Origin of the sequence: Microseira sp. BLCC-F43, assembly GCF_041929235.1 — a bacterium.
In the GTDB taxonomy this organism is placed as follows: Bacteria; Cyanobacteriota; Cyanobacteriia; order Cyanobacteriales; family Aerosakkonemataceae; genus Microseira.
The window spans coordinates 1-23651 of sequence record NZ_JBHFNP010000108.1 but is presented as its reverse complement, the minus strand read 5'-3'; the positions used below and the strand labels follow the sequence as shown (position 1 = coordinate 23651).

20 protein-coding genes are annotated in these 23651 nt (G+C 45.1%); 3 read left to right on the top strand and 17 right to left on the bottom strand.

The window, feature by feature from the left end; genetic code table 11:
* Window positions 1-181: 181 nt before the first annotated feature.
* The 15 genes from ACE1CM_RS16065 to ACE1CM_RS15995 form a co-directional block, all read right to left on the bottom strand.
* A complete protein-coding gene (locus ACE1CM_RS16065) occupies window positions 182-1372 on the bottom strand; it encodes a YbjN domain-containing protein (RefSeq protein WP_374878518.1) in 1191 nt (396 codons plus the stop codon).
* A gap of 4 nt (window positions 1373-1376) precedes the next feature.
* The gene (locus tag ACE1CM_RS16060; RefSeq protein WP_374878517.1) at window positions 1377-2588 is read right to left on the bottom strand and encodes a glycosyltransferase; all 1212 of its coding nucleotides are present in this window, start codon (window positions 2586-2588) and stop codon (window positions 1377-1379) included.
* 4 nt (window positions 2589-2592) lie between these two features.
* Window positions 2593-3027, bottom strand: coding sequence for a hypothetical protein (locus ACE1CM_RS16055; RefSeq protein WP_374878516.1), 435 nt, complete (start codon window positions 3025-3027; stop codon window positions 2593-2595).
* A 41-nt stretch (window positions 3028-3068) separates the two neighbouring features.
* Entirely contained in the window at window positions 3069-7985 is a 4917-nt protein-coding gene (locus ACE1CM_RS16050) for a DUF4157 domain-containing protein (protein WP_374878515.1), read from the bottom strand.
* A 79-nt stretch (window positions 7986-8064) separates the two neighbouring features.
* On the bottom strand, window positions 8065-8562 hold the full coding sequence (locus ACE1CM_RS16045; protein WP_374878514.1) for a PAAR domain-containing protein: 498 nt from the start codon (window positions 8560-8562) through the stop codon (window positions 8065-8067).
* Between the two features lie 18 nt (window positions 8563-8580).
* On the bottom strand, window positions 8581-10284 hold the full coding sequence (locus ACE1CM_RS16040; protein WP_374878513.1) for a VgrG-related protein: 1704 nt from the start codon (window positions 10282-10284) through the stop codon (window positions 8581-8583).
* Between the two features lie 27 nt (window positions 10285-10311).
* Window positions 10312-10908, bottom strand: a complete 597-nt coding sequence (locus ACE1CM_RS16035) for a hypothetical protein (protein ID WP_374878512.1) — start codon at window positions 10906-10908, stop codon at window positions 10312-10314.
* Between the two features lie 27 nt (window positions 10909-10935).
* Window positions 10936-13161, bottom strand: a complete 2226-nt coding sequence (locus ACE1CM_RS16030) for a hypothetical protein (protein WP_374878511.1) — start codon at window positions 13159-13161, stop codon at window positions 10936-10938.
* 36 nt (window positions 13162-13197) lie between these two features.
* Entirely contained in the window at window positions 13198-13710 is a 513-nt protein-coding gene (locus ACE1CM_RS16025; protein ID WP_374878510.1) for a phage tail protein, read from the bottom strand.
* Window positions 13710-13862, bottom strand: a complete 153-nt coding sequence (locus ACE1CM_RS16020) for a hypothetical protein (RefSeq protein ID WP_374878509.1) — start codon at window positions 13860-13862, stop codon at window positions 13710-13712. The genes ACE1CM_RS16025 and ACE1CM_RS16020 overlap by 1 nt, the downstream gene beginning before the upstream one ends.
* A gap of 47 nt (window positions 13863-13909) precedes the next feature.
* Complete coding sequence (locus ACE1CM_RS16015) at window positions 13910-16351, bottom strand: hypothetical protein (protein WP_374878508.1); 2442 nt, start codon at window positions 16349-16351, stop codon at window positions 13910-13912.
* Window positions 16352-16424: 73 nt separating this feature from the next.
* Window positions 16425-16736, bottom strand: a complete 312-nt coding sequence (locus tag ACE1CM_RS16010) for a hypothetical protein (RefSeq protein ID WP_374878507.1) — start codon at window positions 16734-16736, stop codon at window positions 16425-16427.
* A 6-nt stretch (window positions 16737-16742) separates the two neighbouring features.
* Window positions 16743-17234, bottom strand: coding sequence for a phage tail protein (locus ACE1CM_RS16005; RefSeq protein ID WP_374878506.1), 492 nt, complete (start codon window positions 17232-17234; stop codon window positions 16743-16745).
* Window positions 17235-17335: 101 nt separating this feature from the next.
* Window positions 17336-17806 (bottom strand): phage tail protein, encoded by a 471-nt coding sequence (locus tag ACE1CM_RS16000; RefSeq protein ID WP_374878505.1) that lies wholly within the window; start codon window positions 17804-17806, stop codon window positions 17336-17338.
* A 109-nt stretch (window positions 17807-17915) separates the two neighbouring features.
* Complete coding sequence (locus ACE1CM_RS15995) at window positions 17916-19574, bottom strand: phage tail sheath family protein (RefSeq protein ID WP_374878504.1); 1659 nt, start codon at window positions 19572-19574, stop codon at window positions 17916-17918.
* A gap of 561 nt (window positions 19575-20135) precedes the next feature.
* Here ACE1CM_RS15995 and ACE1CM_RS15990 point away from each other — a divergent pair.
* Window positions 20136-21389, top strand: a complete 1254-nt coding sequence (locus ACE1CM_RS15990; protein ID WP_374878503.1) for a DUF4255 domain-containing protein — start codon at window positions 20136-20138, stop codon at window positions 21387-21389.
* A gap of 365 nt (window positions 21390-21754) precedes the next feature.
* Complete coding sequence (locus tag ACE1CM_RS15985) at window positions 21755-22495, top strand: calcium-binding protein (protein WP_374878502.1); 741 nt, start codon at window positions 21755-21757, stop codon at window positions 22493-22495.
* A gap of 208 nt (window positions 22496-22703) precedes the next feature.
* On the opposite strand, the gene ACE1CM_RS15980 is transcribed toward ACE1CM_RS15985, so the two are convergent.
* Window positions 22704-22889, bottom strand: a complete 186-nt coding sequence (locus tag ACE1CM_RS15980) for an ADP-ribosylglycohydrolase family protein (protein WP_374878501.1) — start codon at window positions 22887-22889, stop codon at window positions 22704-22706.
* Between the two features lie 102 nt (window positions 22890-22991).
* Between ACE1CM_RS15980 and ACE1CM_RS15975 the strand changes: the two genes are divergently transcribed.
* Window positions 22992-23141, top strand: coding sequence for a hypothetical protein (locus ACE1CM_RS15975; protein WP_374878500.1), 150 nt, complete (start codon window positions 22992-22994; stop codon window positions 23139-23141).
* On the opposite strand, the gene ACE1CM_RS15970 is transcribed toward ACE1CM_RS15975, so the two are convergent.
* Window positions 23124-23612: an HNH endonuclease gene (locus tag ACE1CM_RS15970; RefSeq protein ID WP_374878534.1), complete on the bottom strand. Its 489-nt coding sequence runs from the start codon at window positions 23610-23612 to the stop codon at window positions 23124-23126. The two genes, ACE1CM_RS15975 and ACE1CM_RS15970, sit on opposite strands and share 18 nt — an antisense overlap.
* Window positions 23613-23651: the final 39 nt, after the last annotated feature.

Below are 23651 nucleotides of genomic sequence, written 5' to 3'. Positions count from 1 at the left end.
TTCTTGTGGGGTGGGCATTTGGAATTGATGCTGATAGTGCGATCGCACGATTGGTTTTGAAGGTTTGGTTATGATTGAGATTTGGCGATCGCATCAAATGGTTCCACATCTCTATTAATTATAGATACAACCTGAGTGAAGAGAAAGTTAACAGGGATTGGGGGTGCGATCGCACGATTGGTTATGATTCTATTTGAGCGATCGCATCCTTTACTTCCACACCCCCATCAATTACAGACCTAATTCCAGGCAAGTATTGATCCATCATCATCACGTTGGTATAAACCAACTGTTTTATCTGAAGAAAAGTCAGCGTCGAACCTTCTACATCAATACTGGTTTTGTAGCGAATTTCCCCAGAGACAAAGTTTAGTTCAAAATTGCCAATAATCGTGCCATAATTTGCCCTAGCGATAAATTCTGCTATAGCTAAGCGCTTATTTTCTGGTACGTTAAGGGGGCAAATAGAGTAAAAGACAAATTGTGCTTGGTCAGTTCTAGCTTTAGCGTAGCAAGTCCATTTTCCATTTTTACCTTGGAACATCATACGCAGCACTGGCTCGCCTTTAATTTTGGCGAAAGGCCAGTCATCTTCTGTGAAGAAATTAACGATAGTTGGCAAAATTTCTTCCTTAGAAGTGGCTGACTGCGCGATCGCTTCATTTGCGGCATCAGCCAATTCTTCAAAGGCACTGGTAACTTCTGCAAAAATCTCAGAAATTGCCTCCTCAGTTACCGCCAGTCCAGTATCAGCCAACTCATCGAATGCCTTGTTAATTTCTTCAACAGACTCCGAGATTGCAGCCTCAGTCACAGCCGACATATCGGCATCAGCCCAATCTTTAAAGAAATTAATCATTGCCTGAGAAATCTGTCCCCTCGAAGCGGCTTCCTGAGTAATTACTGACAAACTGACATAAGACCATAAAGTCAGATAACCAATCTCGCCCGACTCAACCATCTGCTTGACGTGCAAACCAAACCAACTTTCGGTGGATAGCAGTGGGTTGTCAGGTTGTTGTTGGCAGAGATTCTGGAGGTAGGCTGCCGTCTGATCGGGATTGGCGGTATGATTTGTCAGGTGGAGCAGCAAATCCGGCTGTAAAGTGGCTTCGATTTCGATGTCGGATTCGGGCTGGAAGTTGCCAGCAAAAAAGGGGCCGCGCAATTGGGGTTTAAGATTGAACAATGCCTCAGTCTCGATGCGCTGGTAAAGTTTTGGACTTAGCTGGAAAGTGAGGCGGCACTCAGTGAGGGTGTCTTCCTGCTTATTTAGCATCAAATCTATTACCCGCAAGGTTAAGGGCGATGCCGAAGAATCGCGTAGCGTCAGTTCGTTGTCTAATTTACAATGTTCGGTGGTTGCGTTCATCTTCCTAACACCCTAAAAAAGTACTTATCTCATCGGCAGCAGATTTCGGCCCATTAGTTTTTGTCAATATGTCCTTGAAGTGTTGGAGGTTATTTTGGATATCGGTGTCTGCGATCGCTTTCTTTACAGCTAGTTTAACTTTCTCTCCCGTCAATTCAGAAGTCGATAAAGGAATGCCTACTTTATTCCTCTTAATCAGCCACGCATTGATTGCCTGGTCGTTGTTGAAAGGGATGACTACCGCAGGGACTCCTTGGGACATTGCCTGATAAGTCGTACCGTTTCCCCCACAGTGAATCACTGCCTGGGACTGCTTCAAAATCTGCGACCCTGGGATAAATCTTGCTACATGAATATGGGAAATATTGGGGACGGCATCAGGATGGATAAAAGCACCAGTCGTCAAAACGACTTCACGATCGGGATCGTTTCTAAAGGCATCAATCACCAGCTGAATAAACGTTTCTTTTCCCGTATTGCCCGTCGTGGCATAAATAATTTGTTTCGATCTATCGAAGTCTTTTAGGTAATCTGGTGTACCGTTCAACCCCTCCCAAATCAGCGGTCCAATATAACGGAAGTTTTGCGGCAGATTTTCCAGAGGGCAAAACTCTGGCAAGTCGGCTATTAAAGTCAAATCGCCCGTGAGAAAATCATAGAGAGAAACAAGCTTTTTCAGCCTATGTTTCTGGGCAATTTCTCTAAAGTGAGTTGCCAGCGTTCTTTTCTGACTTCGCTGAATGGATCTTGCTGCTATAGATGCTATCTTGTGTTCCAGAGGTCTTGTCTGTTTGGGAATCATGACATCAACGGGGTCGAAGTAATCTGTCATGTAACCGTTGACGACCGAGATGTAAGGAATTTGGGCAATTTTAGCGGAAATGGCAGCAGTGAGGCGGAAATCTCCGATGATAGCATCGGGTTTAAAGGCTTCAATTGCTTTTAATTCGTCATTGACGCATTGTTGGATTAAAGAGGGTGTATAAGCGTCAAATACATTGCTACTGAAGTCTGTAACGACAGCATCTGATACGGAGAAAACTTGAAAATTGTAATGCTGTAAAATCTGGTCATTTTCTTGAAAGGCGAAAGCGACTTCAGCACCCTGGTGTTGAAGTTCTTGGGCAATTAGGACTAGGCGGGTTAGGTGCGATAGTGCGATCGCACTGGGGAGGAATAGAAAGCGTTTGGTAATGCTTGAGATCCTTTTAATCACGTCATCATGCAGTTTGATCTGATGCAGATTTATTTTCTATGTTTTTATCAAGCAATTTGATTTGATAAAAACAAGTTGATGGTCCACCCTCTAAACAAATAAACGCATCTAAATTTAGGGTTTCAAACTTCATTACTATTCCTTCTCCATAGTTTTCATAATTCATATTAATTATATCTGCCAATTCAGCCATAAAATTAATAATATCTGCATCTGAATTAACAATTTCACTCATTAAAAATTGCACCTTTTCTGTCGGTTTTTTATTTAATATATTTTGCCAAAAATCTAAAAACCATGATGGGATGTTATTATATGAGCCTAAACCATTGCTCTCAACCATTTCATGAATTGACTCTTTGATAGCAATATTCGGCTCCTCACTATTTAACTTTTGGTATAGCTCAACAATTATTTTTGTTAGAGTTGAATTGCTCATTTTAATCTTTTTTCCCCGATTAAATTTATGACTCAAAAAAATTAGGGTTTGGGATACATGGTAATCAGGTCGTACCAACCGTGACTATTCTGTCTAAAGAAAGCATAAACTTTGTCTACCTTTTTAGGAGGAAGCAAATTTCCTGCCGAGTCAATTGTGTATGAAAAACCAGATCCAGGCATATCGAAGACAACTGTTACTTCTTTTTTGAGAGTACCATTAGTTTTGTAGCAATTGTTAGCCAGCTCTACCTGAGCTTTTTGAGAGGCATCGACGTGTGCGCGATGGGTTGCAAATTTACTAGATTCTGAAGGTATGCCGCGCGTAGATCCTCCCGGTGTAACACCCGTTAGAAGACGTTGCCTGTGTTGTTCAGGAGTTGTGTGAGCGCCATGATCTGCATAAGAGTGACCTCCAGCACGATCTATGTTTTGAGCATCTATTTTATACTGACGCCTTCTCTGCCTGACACTGATAATTTTATGTTTGCTGGCAATTAAGAAGAGTGTAAAAGTATCTCCAGATTTAGGTTCTGCCTCAAATGCCTTAATCCAGCGATAACGGGTTTTGAGTGGCATAAGCCCACTTAAAATGCCTGGAATCGCCGTCCCTGTGGCTTCTAAGGATTTGGCAATAGCTGCGGCTTCAGCAAGGGCGCGTGGCATTTCGGCTGCCTTATTGATAGCCTCTTTCCCGCCGCGTTCAGCTCCTTCTTTTCCTGCTTGTCCAGGTTTCTTAATTCCCAGCTTCTCTTTCAGACGATTCCATCTGTCCTTCAAAAAGCCGAGTACGCGCTGTTTAACACCAGCTATCTTCTGCTTAATCCAAGTAAGGGCTTTTTCCTTCGCCAACTTTATCCCTTTGCGAACCAGATCTGTCACCCGCTTGCGAGCTTGCGTGACCAGTCTACGCCCTAACTGAGTTACTCTATTTATCTGTTGACTGCTCCATTGCCTAGCTTTTTGAACTGCCTCTCGCCCTTTTTGAATGGCGCTTTGAGTAAATTCTTTCAGGAGAGTTGTCGCCTTTCGGGTCACATCAACGACTTTGCGACCAACCTTCAACGCTATATCTTTCCCGCGCTGCGCCGCAGTTTTAACCATGTCCACTGCTTGCGAAACGCGACTTTGCACGGCATCAAAAGCCTTTCTCGCCATCCCCATGAATGGCCCCATTACTTTACCCAACAAGCCTTGTGCAAGGTTTGCAACGTTACGCGCTCTTTGCATAGCACCATTGACAAAACCGCCAATCCGTGCTTGAAGTGCCGTAACCAGTCCTCGCGCTCGTTGACCCGCTGTTCTAGCAAAATTAACGGTTTTCTGGGCGAATTGCGTCACCCCTTGCCGTAACCTCGCTCCCTGTCCAGATGCCCATCCCAGGAATTGTTTTCCGTAGCGACGCGCCCCATTGAGCAGTCCCTTCGCTTTGCCTAAAGCGGGTCGCAAAATGTTATCTGCATTCTTCAGCACACCGCTAAGAGCTTTACGAATAGCCCCCTTAGAGCCTTTGCCGACTGCTTTGATCGCATCCCCAACACCGGGGATGATACCAATACCTGTGAGGACGAGATTAATCCAGGCGTCAGGGTCTTTGTATCCTGTTTCGTGGAGTTTCTTGACATTGGCAATGATGTCTCGGATGTCAGCAACCTGTCCCGCATAAGGAACAAAACCGATGGCAACCTGCCCGATGGTATTCCATATTGTTGGGTTTTCTTTAAAATCACCAACAACAGCACCTTCGAGTAATTCTTTCCCGACATTAAAGCCTGCGGCTGGGACGGATTCTACTTTTTCCGCCAGTTCGTTTAATCGTTCTAATTGGCTGGGTTCCCTTACGGGCGCTGGAGCAGAGGATTGAACTCCAGCAGCAGCTTTAGCTTGTTGGCTTCGTTCTGCTTGTATGGCTTGTGCAAACAGCTGTCTTCTTTGATTTCTTGCCACACGAAACAGAAGATGAGCTGGTTGGAAAACATCCCAGATAGTAGGATTGGCTTGTTTAAATGCGTTTCCAATCTGACTGCCGAAGCCTTTTACTGCGCTCCACCCGCTTGAAGCCAACCGCATCAGAGGTTGGATAATGTTGTTTTTTACCCAGTCAAGTCCGCCTGCTAATAAGTCACGCCCTTTACCTAGTCCAGCGCCGACAATTTCCTTTCCTTTGTTCCACCCCTTTGAAACCCAATCCCCAATCCCACGCTGAATCGATAGGGGACTTGGCGTGATGCCTCCTTCTAGTGTTTTTGCTTGAATAACTCCATCGTCGGTTTCTTCTGGCTGCCGTCGCAGTTCCTTATTGAAGGAAACTTCAAGGTTGTGACCAGGCAGTTCCTTAGCTTGAAGCGGTTCGGTTTCTTCTTGCTCCTCCAGCGGTTGCAAGCGCAGTTGTTTATTTGACGAAACTTCGGGAGTCTGAGCCGGAATTTCTTTAGCCTGAAGTGGTTCGCCTTCCTCTTCCTTCTGCTGTTGCTGTAACCCCAGTTCCCTATTTAAGGAAACTTCGGGAGTCTGAGCCGGAATTTCTTTAGCCTGAAGCGGTTCGGTTTCTTCTTGCTCCTGCTGTTGCTGTAACCGCAGTTCTTTATTCAGGGAATCTTTAAGGGTACGATCGGGTAGTTCCTTGGCCTGAAGTTGTTCTTTCTCCTCTTCCTGCTGGTTGGGCTGGCGGCGTACTTGTTTATTCATCCGCACCGCAGCACCCTGCTGGATGGTGTGCGTCAACTCATGCGCCGTCAACTCATTCTTACCCGGAGATTTCCCCGCCCCATAGTAAATATCGCTACCATGAGCAAATGCCTGCGCCCCTAGTTCCTTATTCATCTGCACCGCAGTCGAGTCCGTATGCACCCGCACACCGCTAAAATCAGCACCAAAGCGGGGTTCCATGAATGAGCGCACCTCATCCGGTAACGGACTACCTCCACCCTTGCTGTTGGAGAGGCGATTTTCTATGCTGGGGGAAGCTTGGGAACTGCCATTAGCTGCTTGTTGCAGTCCCGGCTTCATTTGCACTGGTGCTGAACCTTCAGTTCGCTGTTTTTTATTTGTATCTTGTTCTAGTGTTTCCGGGTTTTTTCTCTTGTTGTTTTGTTTTTCCTTTTGTTTGTTTACCCAGTCCTTCTGATCCGCCATTTCCTTTTCACTAAGTGTTTTGCCTGCGGGGATGTCGAAGAGGGGGGCTTTCCCTAGCTGTTTTACGTCTGAACCTAACAGCTTCCGCGCTGTAGGATGTAGATATACTGGGTCTTCATCTGATGAATACTCGTCAGATGAATCTGTCTCGCCTAGATTTTTTAAATCCTTATTTAATGCTTTATTTTGGTCTGGGCCATCTTGTCTCGCCCACTTCGCGTCTTTCTCCGCTTTTTGATACTGTTTTTTCTCATCCTTGCTGAGTCCTTCCGTCTGTCGCTGGTTATTGTTCCTGTTATTTATAACCTTGTTGCTTAGCTCATTGTTGTGTATGTGATCTTCAGGAGCAGAATAGGGATAACCATAGAAATGCTCTTCTGCTTTGGACGGATACAAGTACCTACAACTGGCATTACCTGAACCGCTACCACATTGTTCCCTGGTTGTTGCTTCGTAACGTCGCGTCGCATCGAGTAGTTCTGGGGAATTTTGCTCTATTCTGTGGTGGGCTGCTTCGGAATGACCGACTTTTGTTGTTGATGCGAGGGTAGATTCATCCATTTGTTCGTGCCCGGACGGTAACGAACCAGGGGGCTGCGAAACAGTTAAGATTCTTACCCGCTTTCCATCGGGTAACCGATAGCTCACTACGTAAACATTCCTACCACCTCCCTGGTCTTTTAACTGACGCCGATACCTCCGTTCTGTTCGGAAATTTCGATGAGTTAAAAAGTCTACCTTGTTTCCCACACCTGCATCTTCACGGCGGTGTTGATAGTTCTCAGGTGGCTCTGTGTCGGCTTCGTAGCCAGCTTCCTCTTCCCCCGTTTGGCGCTGCACCAATGGGGTAATGGAGTTAGCCTCTGGCTGCATCTGGACTGGCTCTTTTTCCTCTTCAGTCTGACGTTGAATTGGTTGCTGTATAGCTGAGTCTGGCATGGTCATGACTTTCGCAGCCATATTGTCAGCTTCTTGTTCGTATTTATCCCCCGGTGCGCCAACGGTTAGTTTGGTTTGAATTGAAGAGTTGTTTTGCTCTTCTTTTTCTTGTGGTTCGCATTCACTACACTTAGCCTGAATTGCCCCCTCTGACTGCATTTGAAGAGATTCAGTTGAGTCTTCTTGTTCCTTCACATCAGAGGTTTCTTGACGCTGAATTCCTCCTGGGTAAGTGCTAGAAGCTGCCGCACTAGGAGGCGCTTCTATAGAAATATTTCGCCAATTAAAGCCAGCACGGGCGATTTTTGGCTGTTGTGCTTCAGAGTCGGTAGATATTGTAGAATTGCTTAATTTCTCTGTGCTTTTTTCTTCTAGTGAGCCTGTTTCTTGACTTTGAATTTCTGGTGCTTCCTCCTGTTGGCGTTGAATCGGTTGAGGGGAAGCTTCACCACCAGTACGAGAAGGCGCTTCTACAGAAATATTGCGCCAGTCTAACCTAGCACGAGCGATTTTTGGTTGTTGTGGTTCAGAGTCGGTAGATATCGTTGAATTGCTTACTTCCTCTGCGCTTTTTTCTTCTGAATCTGCTGAAACCTGATGCCCAATTGCTGGCGCTGGTTGTGCCTGTTGGCGTTGGATGCCACCAGGTAAAGACATGCGATCGCTACGAGAAGGCGCTTCTACAGTAATATTTTGCCAATTTAAGCTACGACGAATAGTTTTTGGCTGAATCCCTTCTAATTCCTTTGATATATTTGAATTGCTGCCTACAGATTCATATCGCTCATCAGTAAAAGGGCGTTGTTGAAAAAGGGGCGAACTTGATTGAGTAGCCTGGGATGGCGTCGCTGAGTTTTTATTTTGGGCTGGTACTCTTTCACTCATCGCCTAATTCCTCCAGGCACTGCCAGTAATTGCAGATTGCAGATTTCAGATTTCAGATTTGATATTTTGGGGACTAAAATTAACCGCCAATCATTACAGTAAAACAGCCCGCTGTAATTTTATTCGGTGGTCCAACTGCTTCTACAATTGTATCTCCTACGCGACAAGCGGGAAGCCCGTTAATCAACACTGTAGCACTACCATCGATTACAACGCCGGGGCCATGTGGGGGAATCGGCAAAGGTGTAGCGCAATTATGGATATCTGCCCCACCCGCACTGCTAGTAATTGTACTGCTCATGCTGGCAGCAGCGGTTGCTTTAGTTGTTTCTTCCGCCGCTTTAGCTGCTGGCAATCCAGGGGTTCCTGCGGCTGCTAGGGTGGCTGCTTCGGCTGCTTTAATTGCTGTGTCGCTAATTCGTTTCGCCGATTGTATTGCAGCTGCTGAGGCTAAAGGAATTCCCCGCCAAGCTGGTAAATTGCCTATCAATACATTAGGGCTACCAGGCCCTCCAGTTAATACAGGTGGGAGGGGATGGGCTACGGGATCGGTAATTCTAGCTGCTGGTTTTCCCATACAAAAATTCCTTAACTTTTAGTTGAGTTTGATCGTGCTACCTTTGATGGTAATGATGCCATTGGCATTGATATCGATATTGCCTTTTGAACTCAAAGTGATAGTGGCATTGCTGTCATCCAAACGCAATTTATGACCGCCCTTGGTTTCAATTTCTACAAACTTTTGACTGTCATTAATCCGTAATTTATGACCCTCTGCTGTCTCAATATAAGCCCCTTTCTTACTACTACCTTTATCCTCCTCTACAAACTGAATTTTATGCCCGACGCGGGTTTTAAATGTCCGCAGGCGCACCTTTCCATCAGCAACGTCATCTGCGACGGGATTGGGCGTGGCATCTTTGCCGTTCCAAACTCCACCAATGACGTAAGGACGATGAATATCGCCGTGTTCAAATGCCACCAGCACTTCGTCATTGATTTCTGGCAAACAATCAAATCCTCGCCGATTTCCAGCGCCGATCGCTACTACTCTAGCCCAGTTACTGGCGTGTTCTTCTGTTAGGGTAGGAAACTTAACTTTAACTCGACCCCAACCTTCGGGGTCTTGATTATCGGTAACAATTCCTACCATTAAAGTTTGTCCAGGTTGCAAGTGATTTGCTGGGGAAAGGGTAGTTAAAAGGTCGCCTCCCCGCAATCCTCGCACGCTGAATTCTGTAACGTATACTCGCTCGTGATATGTATGACGAGTTTCGGTAACGTAGTATTCGCCGCTGTGCTGTCCCATGTCTTCTAATTTGACGATGCGCCCCGGTCTAATTTCGGTATTTCCTTCAGCTTTGGCATCGGCGTAGATAAATTGTCCCCCTAATTCGTCGCACAAAGCTTGCGCCATTGTATCGACTTCTTTGGGATTGAAGATGGGTTTATCTACCACAATCATTTTAGGTTTTGGCGGCTGACCTTTAAATTTACTGCTGGTATCGCTACCTTTGCCGTTATTGGTTTTAGTGATAACTTTTTCTTGGTTTTTGGTCGAGACAACGGCTTTTTTTTCCTTATAATCCCAAGCGCGCACTTCCACTTCTTTAACTTGTTCTGAACTGGTGACTCGCACGCGGAAGCTGTGGAGGTCTTTCAACCATTTTAGAGTTATTTTTTTGTTGTCTGCTTTAGGTTTGCGAAAATTCAGTTTTCCATCTTGAATAAACAGTTCAAATCCAATTCTATCTGCTCTTTCGCGCAGGAATTCCATGTTGGTCTGATTTTCTTGAAAAACGTAGTCGTGGGCGACTCCACTTGCATCTATTTTGCCAATGTCTATCCCGACTTCCTGCACAACTTTTTTGACAATATCGCTATCGGTCATGTTTTGAAAAGAACGGTTATAACGTCCGCGATGCAAGCGATGACCGCCATCATATCCCCGCACGATTACTGGCGCTTGGGACCTTTCGCTAAAGAATGTTTCAATGCCTGTGATTTCGCCTTCTATGACGTTATTTTTGTTGCTTTGATTATAATCTTGAGCTTCGGTTGTGCTGGAAGTAAAGCCAATTTTGACGGATTTACCAATTTGCAATAAGTCTTGGTAACGCCACTTTTCATCTTGACTTCTACCAGGAAAGTAATCGTTTTGAATCACCAAGGTAAACATTGCTGGCATGTGCAAGCTTTCTTCTACCATTACTTGCACAATATCTTCCATCAAGTTGGGAGGCGCTTGCTTACCGTCTATTTCTAACGTCGGGAGGGCGCGGTAATGGACTGAAGTCATATCTACCTCTAAATCACCAATTTTTGTTTAAGTACTTCGACGTTGATTAGCCTTTTTACTAGCAGCAGTTCGCTTAGCCAAACTATCTTTTTGACGGTTTGTTTGGTTAGACTTCGGAGTGCCTAAAGGGCCGTTTTCTTTGGGTTCATCAGCTTCTTTGAGCGTCAAACTGTCTATTATAGCGCGTACTGGCGTCCCATCTGGTAAAAACATGGTGAGTTTGTAATTGAGTTTTTCGATAAAACAACGTCGCAAGTAAACTTGTTTTCCCCACATGAATTGATAGATGGGTGGACGTTCTTTCCCCGAAACAAATTCAACGGCTTTTCTGAAACTATTGATGTATTTCTTTACGACATCATCTCCGTCTTCGTAGGTATCAAACAATATTTTGTTGATGGTAATTTTGTAAGCTTTTGTATGAGAAAAGCTGACTTTTGGCTGTCCTTTATCCTGGGTGCGCGCGCCTGGACTTTCCGATGTTTCAACAACTCCCTCAAACACCAATTCGGTGGGATTGAACATAAATTCGATGGGGGGGACGCCATCATCGGATATCAATACCGCTTTGACTAAATTGCCGGATTTATCTGATATTGGAGGTGCAGTTCTGATCGGTGGCATATATTCTCCTGAATTGAATTATTTATTTTACCAATTTACACGACCTGAGTAGTAGCGTCCCTGACGTTCTCGATCGATTTCTAACCTCTGTCGAATTTGGTGATAGACTTCCCTGGTGAGTTTCTGCAATTGATCGTCAGCTGGGGAAACTTCGTCTGGGTTATCTGCCGTTTTCTGTCCGGGGGTTGACTTTTTACGCGCTGATTTGACCTTGGTTGAAGTTCCGTAAACCGATGTAATATTACTTAACCAAATAGGAGAGCCTACGCTGCCTTTACCTTGACGTTCTAGATCTATTTCTAACCGCTGCCGCAATAAGGTGTAAACTTTTTGGGCAAGCATTTCTAATTGCTCATCTTCTATTTTAGAGTCTTTGCGAGCCGTATTTGCTGTGGGTTGTTGGGAAATTTCTTCGCTAGCATCTGGAGTGAAACTATCGGAAATGTCAGCAGCGGACGATTCGGTGCTAATGGGGGAGGAAAGTGAATAAGTCTCCGGTTCAAGTAAGGATAAAGGTGCAAATTCATCTTCTTCATAATAATATTTTTCAGATGTAATGTTATCTGGTGTTGTTGTGGAATTTTCACCTAATAATTCGGATATACTTGACCATGAGTTCGGTATATCTTGATACGGCGTGGATTCGTCTTCAGTCGCCGCAGATGAAAAATTTTGTTCCCCGTTGGACTCAGAAAATGAGGGGGAGAGCAAATTGTTTGCATTATTCAGAGGTTTAGATAAACCTAATGGTTTGATATCGGCTATATTTTCTTCGGCATAATTGTTGGTTTCATCCAGTAATTCGGAGATATTTGACCAGGAATATGGTATACTTATAGCAGTTGATTTTGATGTGGTATCCCTTGAGCGAAAAATGTTTGGTAAGTTATCTCGCTCGGTAATAGATGATGTTGGTGTTTCAGCAGAATTGGAGGTATATTTTTCGATAAACTCAGATACAAGTTCGGAAGCAATAAAGTCAGATTGTTGAGCTAAAGGTTTTGAATTTACTAAAGGTTTGAGAATATTTAAACTGGGATTTTCCAAGGGAGGTTGGATAATATTTTGCCCTGGTTCCTGAATCTCTTCTGTAATAGAAGTAGGCGATTCTTTTGACTGGATTGTTGTTGGGGATGGTGATGCGTTAGCGAAGCTTTCCGCAGGAATCGCCACAGAATCCGATGTCTCTGTTGGGGATGATAAAGTTGTTTCTCCCCCTGGTGAGGTTGGCGATTCTTTTGACCCGATTGTTGTTGGGGATTCAGGTGCGTTAGCGAAGCTTTCCGCCGGAATCGCTGACTGTAAGGCTGTCGCTGTTGGGGATGATAAAGTTGTTTCTTCAATAGACTTCTCCAAAAACTCTTGTGGGGTGGGCGTCTCGCCCATATTTTGGAGTCTAATAGATTCTTGACTTGAAGTTGGCGATTCTTTTGGCTGGATATAACTCGGGGATTCTGGTGCAGCGTTGCTTTCCCCAGTAATTGCTACTGCATCATATCTCGTTTCCCCAGATAGATTAGCCGAGTTTTGTGTATCTTTTAAAGATAATTCTTCCGCCGCTGATTCTTGCCAACTTTCTCTCACTGTATCTGAACCAGCTATTTCCTGAAAACTCGCCTGCAATTTCTCTTGTGACTCCCTTATAAACGGAGAAATTAGCTGATGGTTAAAACCCAAACTCTCGGTCTCACCCCTACCTAATTTAGGTAAGTTTAGCGATGGCGATTCAGATTTATTATTCCCTGGTGTTGCGGAAACTATTGGCGACTCATTCGTGGATCTATCAACCCTGTCACCAATCAAATTATGTATTTTATATTCTAAAATATATTTTTTTTCACTACTAGATTTGCTTTGGACAATTGCAGGTAAATCTGATAGTTCAGAAAGCTGAAAATCAGATGATTTACCGAGAGGCTTGGATTGTCCCAAAGGTTTGAGACTAACTATATTTTCCGTCGCCGCTGGAGTATTTGAAGTAGGTTCGGGTAATTGGTCATTGGTAATTGGTAATCGGGAAGATAAAGTTTCATTTGTTGCAGAAAGTGAAAGCATCCCCGCGTCTCCACTTCCCCACTTCCCCGCGTCTTCCCAACTCCCCGCATCAAATCCCCAGTTTCCACTTTCCTGTACCAATGGTTCGCGCAAAGACTCACCCAATGGATGCAAGTGACCCAAAGGAGGCGTCAAGTTTTGTCCCGAAAAAATCGGTAGACTTAAAGAATGTTTAAAACCAAGAGGCTTTAAAGACATAAAGATCGCCTCCGATAGAATTTCCCTGGTAATTTATTAGAGGAAAAACCCCGATGCGTGGCGTCCGGATTGAAGTTTGATCGCGCCGCCACCTTCGGATTTAACTACTTTCAATCCTTCATAAGCTATGGTCAATTCTTCAATCGCTACTGTGTTGGAATTTGCTTGGAGTGCTGGCGCTTTCCACCCGATTGGAACCGCCGCCATTAATGTCCAACACTGCATGGTTTCTCCTGCTTGATTAAACAGTAAAATATTTACGTTCCGGCGTTCTTTTTTTCCCCCGCTGAGAGTATTGCTTACCCAATCCCAAAAGACAAAATCATCGGTAATTCCGCGCTTGAGGGTGACGTCTGAAAACTCTGCTTGACCTAAAATAATCCGCTGTTGATCGTTGACTCCCCCTTCATAATAAGTTTCTTTCTTAATTTTAACCCCCAATCCAGAACACTCGCTGAACGAAGCAGTAATATTACTTTCCATTTCTACGTAGAAACGGTTAGCAGTTACGTAGTTTAATTCCTGAGTAACAACCCCATTTTTAGACATTACCTCATCCTCCTATTTCCCGTGCGTTCGCTTTGATTCCTCATATCCTCTACCATCAATTCATACACGCGATCGCTCAACCTCCGCAACCATATCGGATCGAGAATAACTTTGTCAATTAACTTCGCCATTTCATCCTTCTTGCTCATCATATCCCCTCCCTTCCTTCTTCCTCTACCTCCTCTGTGTCTGGAATGGTTCAATTCCTTTTCGATATTTTTCTCAAAGTCACCAATCCAGCTTCCCCAAGCAACCTTTGTCCCTCATCTGTTTTTAGAAGTTCGGCAAATTTTCTCCCAGCTTCTCCCCGTTGCTCATCCTTTGGATAAACTACTACCAGACGATAGATCAAAGGATAGCGACCCGAACTGAAAGCTTCAACATCAGGCCAATAACTTCCTTTATCATTGCATAAATCCGTCGTCGGTTCTATCGGTTTAATTTCACCATCAACCTTCTGCACTAACGCCTGAACCTCTCTGCCTTTTTCTCCTACTGCTAGAGGATAAACCGCACATTGATTAAAAACTCGACTCAGAAGACCAAACCCAATTCCCACCGTTTGATTTTTCTCGAAATCTTTTAAAATTTCCCCCAAAATATAACTTTCATCTATCTTTCTTTCATACAGACTTCGCCGCGCTTTATCTATAAGCTCTGCTCTCTGCCATCCTGGTTTATAATCATACTGCTCGTTGATTCTAGCAACCACACCCTCGCTGACTTTTTGTTTTTCTTCTAATGCTTCCCGAATCGCTTTTTGCTTCAAATCTATAAATTCATTAGGCGTTTCTCCCTGAAAAACTAGCTGATCAAAAATTCTGATAACTTTGGGATTATCCAGAGGCATATAAAGTTTTATTTCCTTATTAATACCAGCTGGAGGCGACCAGTTTTCCAAGGTTCCCGTCGTGTAAAGTTCTCGCAATTGATTCAGCGTAATTTTTCCATCCAAAGCACTAGGAATACTCTGCTGTCTTTTATTATCGCTAAAAGCAACAAACACCACTAATCCATCGTAAGCAACTTCCTCTTGCTGCAAATCACCTGGTAAATTCTCGCTGTAACTGGTCAGCGCAAAATTTGCCCTTCCCGAACGAACTTCTTCTATAACATTCAGCGTTGAAGGATTGAACGTATAATTTGCCAACCTTGGCTCTCGATCTTTTAATTCTTGGTCGAGAGTTTTTCCATAAGAAACTAAGCTAAAATTACTCAACACATAACTCCAAACTCCGTCTGTTTCAGTCGTGTAGTTTACTGGAACCGTTGGCACTTTATCCACTTCGACTAAACAGCAGGTTTTCGGAGAAAAATCTGGGATTTTTGGCAGGGGTTTAGCTCTTAATATATACAAAATAATTTGCCACAAAAACCACGCAATTAACCCAAAGGCGAGCAACTTTAATAGCCGTCGCAAAATTGCATAATTCTTGCTTTTTTCTATTTCATCTGGCTCTACAAAAACCTCTTCTGGCGCTGACATTATCTCTTCTGGCGCCGGTGCTTTTAGTGCTTGACGCGCCTCAAAAGCGTCTTTAAACTTCGGTTCTATTCCTAACAAACGATAAATCAACTTTTTGAGTCTATTATCTTTAATATCGGGCCAATGCTCTTGGATTTTGGGATCTAGTGGCTGATTATAAATCGGGTGGATATCTGTTCCGGACAACAAATAAAAACTTACATATCCGAGTTCTTTTAAATCTTGTTCTGGTAAATGGTTAATAATTTTGACAGTGGGTGGTTTAAACAAATCTTCCCACAAAGCTAGGTCGGATACGTAGATAAAAAATTGCGGTTCATTAAATGCAGTCGGCTGGTTATTGGTTGCAATTGCCAGACTATCCAAACTAAGATTACCGTGAGGTAAGCCTTGCTGCACTTCATCGCTGGAGATTCGCAACTTTTGGGTGTGGAGGAACCAAAGCGTTTGTAATACTTGATATAAAACTTCCCGTACTTGCTGGGGAGTCATGGGGCCATTTCTGAGCAGGTATTCCCGTAAGGTGATACAATTGTGAATTGGTGGCTCGATAATCAGGTAGCAGCGTTTTTCATTCGGGGGAGCGATCGCATCCCAAGGACTCACCAAGCGAAAATCCTGTCCCCCTCCATTTTTCAGATTCAAACTCGCCAGTCGCTCAAACTTTTCCTTCCTTTCCCTCGCCTCTTGCTTATTAAAATCCCGCTCCGGTAGCAAATATTCTTTAATCAAAATTGGCTTGCTATTAACAACGTGAATTCCTTGATAAACACGCACCCTTTCCCCATCTTTAAGCAACCCTTCAATCCGATACCTCCCCCGACGACCCCCTCGCAGTTCCTGCTCTTTCTGTAAAATTGGAATATCTTCTGCACCCCGCGATTTTCTCCTCACTAACCGCTTGGTTTCAACTATCTTAACCGCTGTTGCTGTTTCTTTTTCTTTTTCTTTTATCTCCCCGCGTACTCGATTATACTCGCGCACTGGCTGTGCTTTTTCCGGACTTTTTTTCCCAAAGGGAACCTCTATCTTTTCATATTCATCTTGCACGCGCCGCATCGCTATCCGGGAGATATTTTGCCACGGGTAGCGAATGAAATTTGTTACCTCCCTGACGCTGCTGTTGACTGCATTAACTAAATCGGTGAGTTTCACCGCGATTGCTCCTAATTTTAGATTTTAGATTTTAGATTTTAGATTTTAGATTTTAAATCTGCCATCTGCCATTTTAAATCTCAGATTGTGTTTCATCATCCAATTCATTAATCCGACGATAAAATTGATACAAATAATTGAGGTCGCACGCAAACAAACCCTCAATCACTGCCGGAGTTACCTCATCTAATGCACCCAAACGAGTAATCACCCTCGATAAAATAATTACCGTAGAATACGCAGGATTTGACTTGACGCGGGGGTCGCGCAAAGGCACAATTTCATCCATTGCTTTGGCTAAACGCATTATGCCTTTGCGGTGCAAATTCCCCTCTGCATCGAGATACCCTTTAGGTAAATTAAATTCAAACTCGGTTTGAAACATCGCGCTTTACTTTTGCCGAGTAAACGATTCTACAGCGATTTCCATTTCTTCAATTTGCAATTCCCCACCGCCAGCACTCAAATCGGAAGCAACGTAACTTGTAGGCCAAGCTCCCATAAACTGAAATATAGCCTGTGGGTTCCCAGCTTGGTCATAAATAGTTAAAGAACCATCGCGACGTTGTTTAGCCCAATTTCCCTCCTGAGTTGCTTCAAACCACTTCCACAAAGTCGAAGATTTAGTCATTCCCCGGCGCAGGGTAACGTTGTTAGTTTTGACGTTACCAGGAACTTTAGTCCGGACAACCTGACCCGACTTAGCCGCACCCCAGCGTCCGGGAGTTACCTCACAAGCTTCTATCACCTCTTGAGTTCGCTTAAACCCCTTGCATTCGAGAAAGTAAGCATCAACTGGTTCTTGGCTCCCATCGAGTTTTAGTTCGATATAAAACCGGCAATTTGTGAGGATTTCTGGAAAATCGTTAATCAGGTTTGCCATTTTACCTCCTTGCTAATTGCTAATTGCTAATTGCTAATTGCTAATTGTAGCTGGCGAGCCATTAGCCATTAGCCCTTAGCCATTAGCCATTACCAAATTACCTATTGCACTCGTTTGATATCTTCGTGGACTAGGGTTATGGTTTCGTTAGCCACGTCATTGGAGCCAGCTTCCAGTTTTGGTCCTTCATACTTGGTGGGATAAGCATTTTGCAACTCCCAACGCGCTTTCATCTCTCCCGCTTGGTCGTAAACGGTGATGGAAGCCGCTTTTCGATTTGACGACCATTCCGACTTGCCGCCAGCATTTTTGTTGCAATCTTCGTACCATTTATAAAGGTCTTTGTTGGTAGTAGCAACAACTTTGACCACAACTGGAGTAAATTTGACGCGGGTGGGAGCTGCCTGACGCAAGTTCACCCCGGTTTTACCCGAGCCCATTACCTTGTCAGCCCCGGCGGCTGGGCTTTCAGAACTTAAACCGGAGACTTCTAGAATTTGCTTGTCTGTCAGACCATCAGCTTCAAAATAAAACCTACAACTGACTAATAATTCATCGTTTCCTGCTGGCATAATTTAACTCCTTTTGATTTGCAAGCTTGCAAGCTTGCTAATTGCTAATTGCTAATTGCTAATCGTCGTCTTCTTACTATTAGCCATTAGCCATTAGCCATTAGCCATTTTATTCTTCATCCTGAGCGTTCCACTGACTGATGCGGAAGATGACAAATTCCGCTGGTCGGACTGGGCAAACGCCAACTTCAATATACAACCGACCTAGAATCATTGTGTCAGGGGTGTTTATGGTTTCATCGCACTTGACGTAAAACGCTTGTTCCGGACTAGCACCAAATAGTGCGCCTTCCCGCCACAGTCGTTCGAGGAAATTGCTGACTGTCCGGCGGACTCTTGCCCACAAATCTTGGTCGTTTGGCTCGAATACGACCCATTGCGTCCCTAATTCGATTGATTTTTCGATATAGCTCATCAAGCGACGGACGCTGATATAACGCCACTCGGTTTTTTCCGGTTCTACTAACGTTCTCGCACCCCAAATCTTGATGCCGCGATTCGGGAAGGTGCGGATGCAGTTAATGCCTTTGGGGTTCAATAATTCTTGTTCGCGGAAGTTGCAATCGTAAGATAACCCAATGACGCCGCGGGGAGTTTCGTTTGCGGGTGCTTTGTAGACGCCCCGCGTTTCATCTGTGCGCGACCACACGCCCATCATGTGACCGGAAGGCGGGATTAAAATTGGTTTTCCAGCGTTGCGGGGATTGGGGACTTTAATCCAGGGATAGTAAAGCGCCGCAAACATGGAACGCCGGTTAAATTCGTTATCCAACCAATTAGTTACATGTTGCGGCTTGATGCAATCGTGGGGTACATCCAAAACCACCATGCGGTTGGGTGGATTGGGTGCGGCGTTTTCGCACAGACTTACCATTAATTCCATCAGTCCGTGCAGTTGGTCGCGGTCGATTAAGCCTTGTTTGTGCGCCAACATTAAATCCGGACAGGCGACCATCGTGATTTCGTCAATCTCGAATAGCCCTTGTATCCCGCTGCGGTCATCCCGTACCCCTTGCACGTATCGGTACAAGTTTTCCCGCGTCGGTAGAAGGGGGGGAGGACTGACTTCATATTGACCGTCTAGGGGGCGGCGGGCCAGCGGTAGTCCCCGTTGGTTCAGGTCTAGTACGGTGACGAACTGGGATGCTTCTTGCAGTTTGGTTACTGCATAGTCTCCCACCTCTGATTGCACGTTCCGATCCATTGTCAGGTTTTCGTGCCTTTCTAGTTCTTGCCCCTCGCGTTTAATCACCACGGTGAAAAATTCAGCGGGGACGGGGGCAGGGACGTTCGGATCTTCGGGGTAAGATTTTGGTTCGCTGGGATAAATTTCTACATTGACCGCGCCGTTATCTGCTTCTTCCGGTTTGAGGAGAAACTGCAAAGATTCGCGCTTGCTGGAGGTTTTGACAGTCAGAGCATTTGCTTCTGGTCCGGGTTGGGTGGTATTTTCTGCGGCTTTGGGGAGTTGGGTACCGATGCTAATAATCCAACACCTCGCGCCTCCGTTTAAGAACCAGCCGTTAACGGCAAAGGGTAAATAAGCGCCGAAGTCTGTGAATCCATCGGAGTTTTCTTTAGCAAAGTATTCTAAATATTGATTCCAACTGGTGACTAACATCGGTTTGCCGAGTTCAGCGCCATTGCGAATGGCTTCGGTAAAGCCAATAAAGCCAGCTATGTTGGTTTGTACGCCTTCTATCGGGCGACTACCTCGGTCAATTTCTTCGACGTATACACCAGGGGCAAAGTAATCAAGTCTTGCCATAGAGAATTTTCCTTGAGGAATTGGGCGGGCAACAGACAGACTGGGCTATAAAAGGCTACCAAATATAACGCGGCATACTTTGGTAGGGTACAAAGGAGACAAGGAGATAGTTGCTTTTTTCCTAAGTGTCCCGCTGCCAATTGGTAGCCCTACAAAATTAATTTGATTGTGGTTTCTAAGTTAACCTGAAATTAGGTCGATGTCGTCAGCGATCGCCTGGTTAAATTAATACCCTTCTCAAGTTGCATTTTACACGGAACTGCTTGCGTGCTTGACAAAGTAACATATTTAAAACATCTTAACCTCACATTGTCGGGCTGCCTTTTCCTTTGTCCCAATAAATACTGTGGGAGTTTGGTCAAAAATCAACCAACCCCCACTGACAGCAAAATTTCTCAATCCTATCTTGCCTGTAACAATACAAGCGGTATAACTGGATGTAGATGCAATAATGGTTATAGTTTATACGGCCTGGAATTTTTGTCAAATCATCACCGCAGCTATTTGACTTTTTTTAATAAAAGGTAACAAAAAGTTGTAATTAGAGTCAAATGAAAGGTTATGAGTAATTATTTAGCGATCGCTACCGTTACAGCCACGCTGCAAAGGCTCTTGCAAGCGGCGGTTCAAGTCGATGTACCAGGAGCCAAGGTTACCACGGTGCGCCCTGAAGCAACTGGGGGTAAGACGCCAGAAGTAGGAGTGAATATTTATCTGTATCAAGCGACACCGAATCCCGCTTGGCGGAATTACGACTTACGCAACCGTCGCCCCAAGGGAGAATTAATCAAACACGCCCAAGCGGGATTAGACCTGTTCTACATCATGACGTTTTACGGCAATGACATAGAATTGGAACCCCAACGCCTGCTGGGTAGCACAGTGCGTACCATTGTTGACCACCCGATATTGACGCCGGAGATGATTCGGGATACGGTGAATCACTCGACTTTCAGCTATTTGGCAGATTCTACCTTGGAACAGCAAGTCGAGCGGGTGACGATTGTTCCCAGTCATATGAATACCGAGGAACTGTCGAAAATTTGGTCAGTGTTTTTCCAGACACCCTATGTGCTATCTTTTGCTTGCCAGGGATCTACAGTGCTGATTGAAGGCAACAGACAGAGCGGCAGAGCCTTACCAATACGGAGTACGCAATTTTACACAACACCCAGTCAGCCGATGGTTGACCAAGCGATATCAGAGGCGGGGGCAAATCAACCGATTGTAGCGGATAGTACATTGATGATTCGGGGCAAGCGGTTGCAGGCAGATCAAGTACAAGTGAGAATCGGCGAGGCGAGGGTAACGCCACAGCAGGTGAGTGAAAAAGAGATCCGCTTGGATTTAGCCTCGCTACCACCGGAAGAAGCCCAAAGTTTGCGAGCGGGGGTACAGCAGTTGTGGGTGTTGCATCCGATTGTAAAGCGATCGCCCTGCGAGCCAGATCGGGCGGTGGCGTCGAATGTGATGCCGTTTGTCTTGTGTCCGCAGATTGTAGCAGAGCCAGAGGTATTGGATTTATGGGGAAACGAGGACGATCTGTATGCGGCAGAATTGCGGGTGGTAGTTGATTTAACCGTTGGTAGCGAGCAGCGGGTGCTATTGTTTTTGAACGAGCGGTCAAATAACAATCCGGCGGGTTACATTTTTGCCGCCAAACCCCGGGATGAGGATAGCTTAGCGGTGGTGTTTCCGATTTTGGATGTGAAGGCGGGAGAATATTTGGTACGGGTGCAGATCGATGGTGCGGAGAGTCCGCTGGAAGTGGATGGGGATAATGGGTATGTTGGTCCGGGCGTGGAGATTGGTTGACGGTGACGCTCCTACACTTCTCTACGAGTAAGTTTAGGCCGCTCAAATCTTTCGATCTTGAAACTTGCTTCGCGGTACTCAAATTCTTTCTTGCTACAGCCGTTTAGAGTCAGGTGCGCGTCCAAGCGACTTGAACAAAACCGTTCCCTCAGAAAAGTATTTCGCACAAAGTTTTACGCAGAACGCGATTGGCGCTAATAGGAATACATCCAGTTGCTAGGCTACCAGACTTGGCGCACTAAGTCTGCGTTAAGGGCGCGTTTCTGATTTTCCGGCAATTTGGCAGCACAACCAGGGGGTCAATCGTTTTTACTAGAAACAGAAGGTTTGACGCTGACTCGCGAGCAACGCCAGGAGAAAATAAGATGGCAATTATCAATGGCGACGAAGGCAACAATTTTCTCAATGGGACTCGATATGAAGATCTGATCCAGGGTTTTGGCGGTACAGATGTGCTTCTGGGTGGGGAGGGTAAAGATACTCTGGATGGAGGAAGCGGCAGCGACTTCCTGTTTGGCGGAAGTGGTGACGATTCGCTTAACGGTGGTTTTGATAACGATATTCTCTATGGGGAAAGTGACAACGATACCGTGAATGGGGGCGATGGCAACGACCAACTCTTTGGCGGCATCGGTGCAGATTACCTGATTGGTGATTCAGGTAAAGATACCCTCATGGGAGGTGGCGGCGATGATGTTCTGATTGGCGTCAATCCCTCTGAGGAACAACCCGGTCAGTTAGAGAGGGATACCCTGATTGGCGGTTTGGGAAAAGATATTTTCGTTCTGGGAGACCCCTTCAAAGTTTACTACGATGATAGCCAAATTCGATTTATCATCGCACCACCTCCCACTGAACCGCCACCCAGCTACGCTTTGATTGTTGACTTTCAACCCGGTCTAGATACTATCGTGCTTACAGGAGCGATTGAATATCAGTTACAGAAGGTCAGCTTGCCCAATGGCGATGGCGGTCTAGGAATTTTCTTCGATGCCGATCGTTTTAACGAGAATGGCGCCGAACAATTGATTGGCATTATCCAAAGTCAACAAGCTTTGGATAACCTGCAAATCAATTTAGGTCGGGCGATTACCACAATTACTTGACCAAACAAGCCCCTAAATTTATTTCCGGGTAAAAAACAAAGCTACGCTTTCCCAGATCGGCAGCTTCTAGAGCATCGGTCAAGTATTCGCCCAGAGCGGGTAAAAAACCCGGTTTATTTGGCTTGAGTCAGCGAAATATTGCTATTTTCCGCCACAGAAACCGGGTTTTTGCGCCTTGAATCCATCGCCGCAAAGCAACATCTCTCAATCAACATCCGCTCCATTTTTGTGCCAGAGTTATTAGTTTCTCTACTCGATTATTTAATTCTTGCTCGTACACCAATTCTTTCACCCATTGTTGCGGGATGTTTTTATCCCCAAAACGCGCTCCTAATAGCGCACCAGCAACGGCAGCATTAGTGTCCGCATCGTTTCCAGACTGAAGCCACCCCATGCCTAAAGGCGAGGGGGTTCACGCTTCGCTTTCAACCTCTCTGGAGGCTCTCCCTATTTTTAGGTACAACATCGGTCGTCTCAGTGTCAGGAATTAAAACTTTTGTGGCGACCCGCTCTGACTGGAGGAAACCTTCCTTTGGGTCGGGTAAGGGTTGAGTGTCACCACTCTTCCCTCCCCTTTGAACCGGACTTGACAGTTTCCCATCATCCGGCTATTGCCATACTTCAAGCCTTACAACTTGGACTTTGAATGTACCTGCTTATGACACGCGCTGTGTAGGTGCTGTAGGTTGTCTACGTCGTCTCGACCGCCTTTAGCCACAGGTACTATGTGGTGGGTTTCGACTTCCTCCCCATTTAGTAAGCGTTCACCGCAGATGGGACATTTCCAATTTTGGATTCTGGCTACTTCATAATATTTCTCGCCTTTTTCCCAGTATGATTTCCCATTCTTTTGGTGACGTTTGTTCCAGTATTCTTTCAGGGAGGGGTCGTCCGGTGATGCGTTACCTTTGACTTTTATGTGACGTTCTATGGGTGTTTGCGCTATGGGGAAGAGTGTTAATGTTGCCTCTTTCCCACGGCGTTTGCCCTTACAGGCAAATGTCCACTGATTGCCTTTAATGGTGTGGAAGTAACGTTCTTTGACCCACTTTTTGCTTTTATTGGGGTGTCTACGCCTACCCCATTTCCAGAGGTATTGCCATACTCGGTGTGAGATATAGCTGAAGGTTTCTTTGCTAACTCCACTTTTGTATTA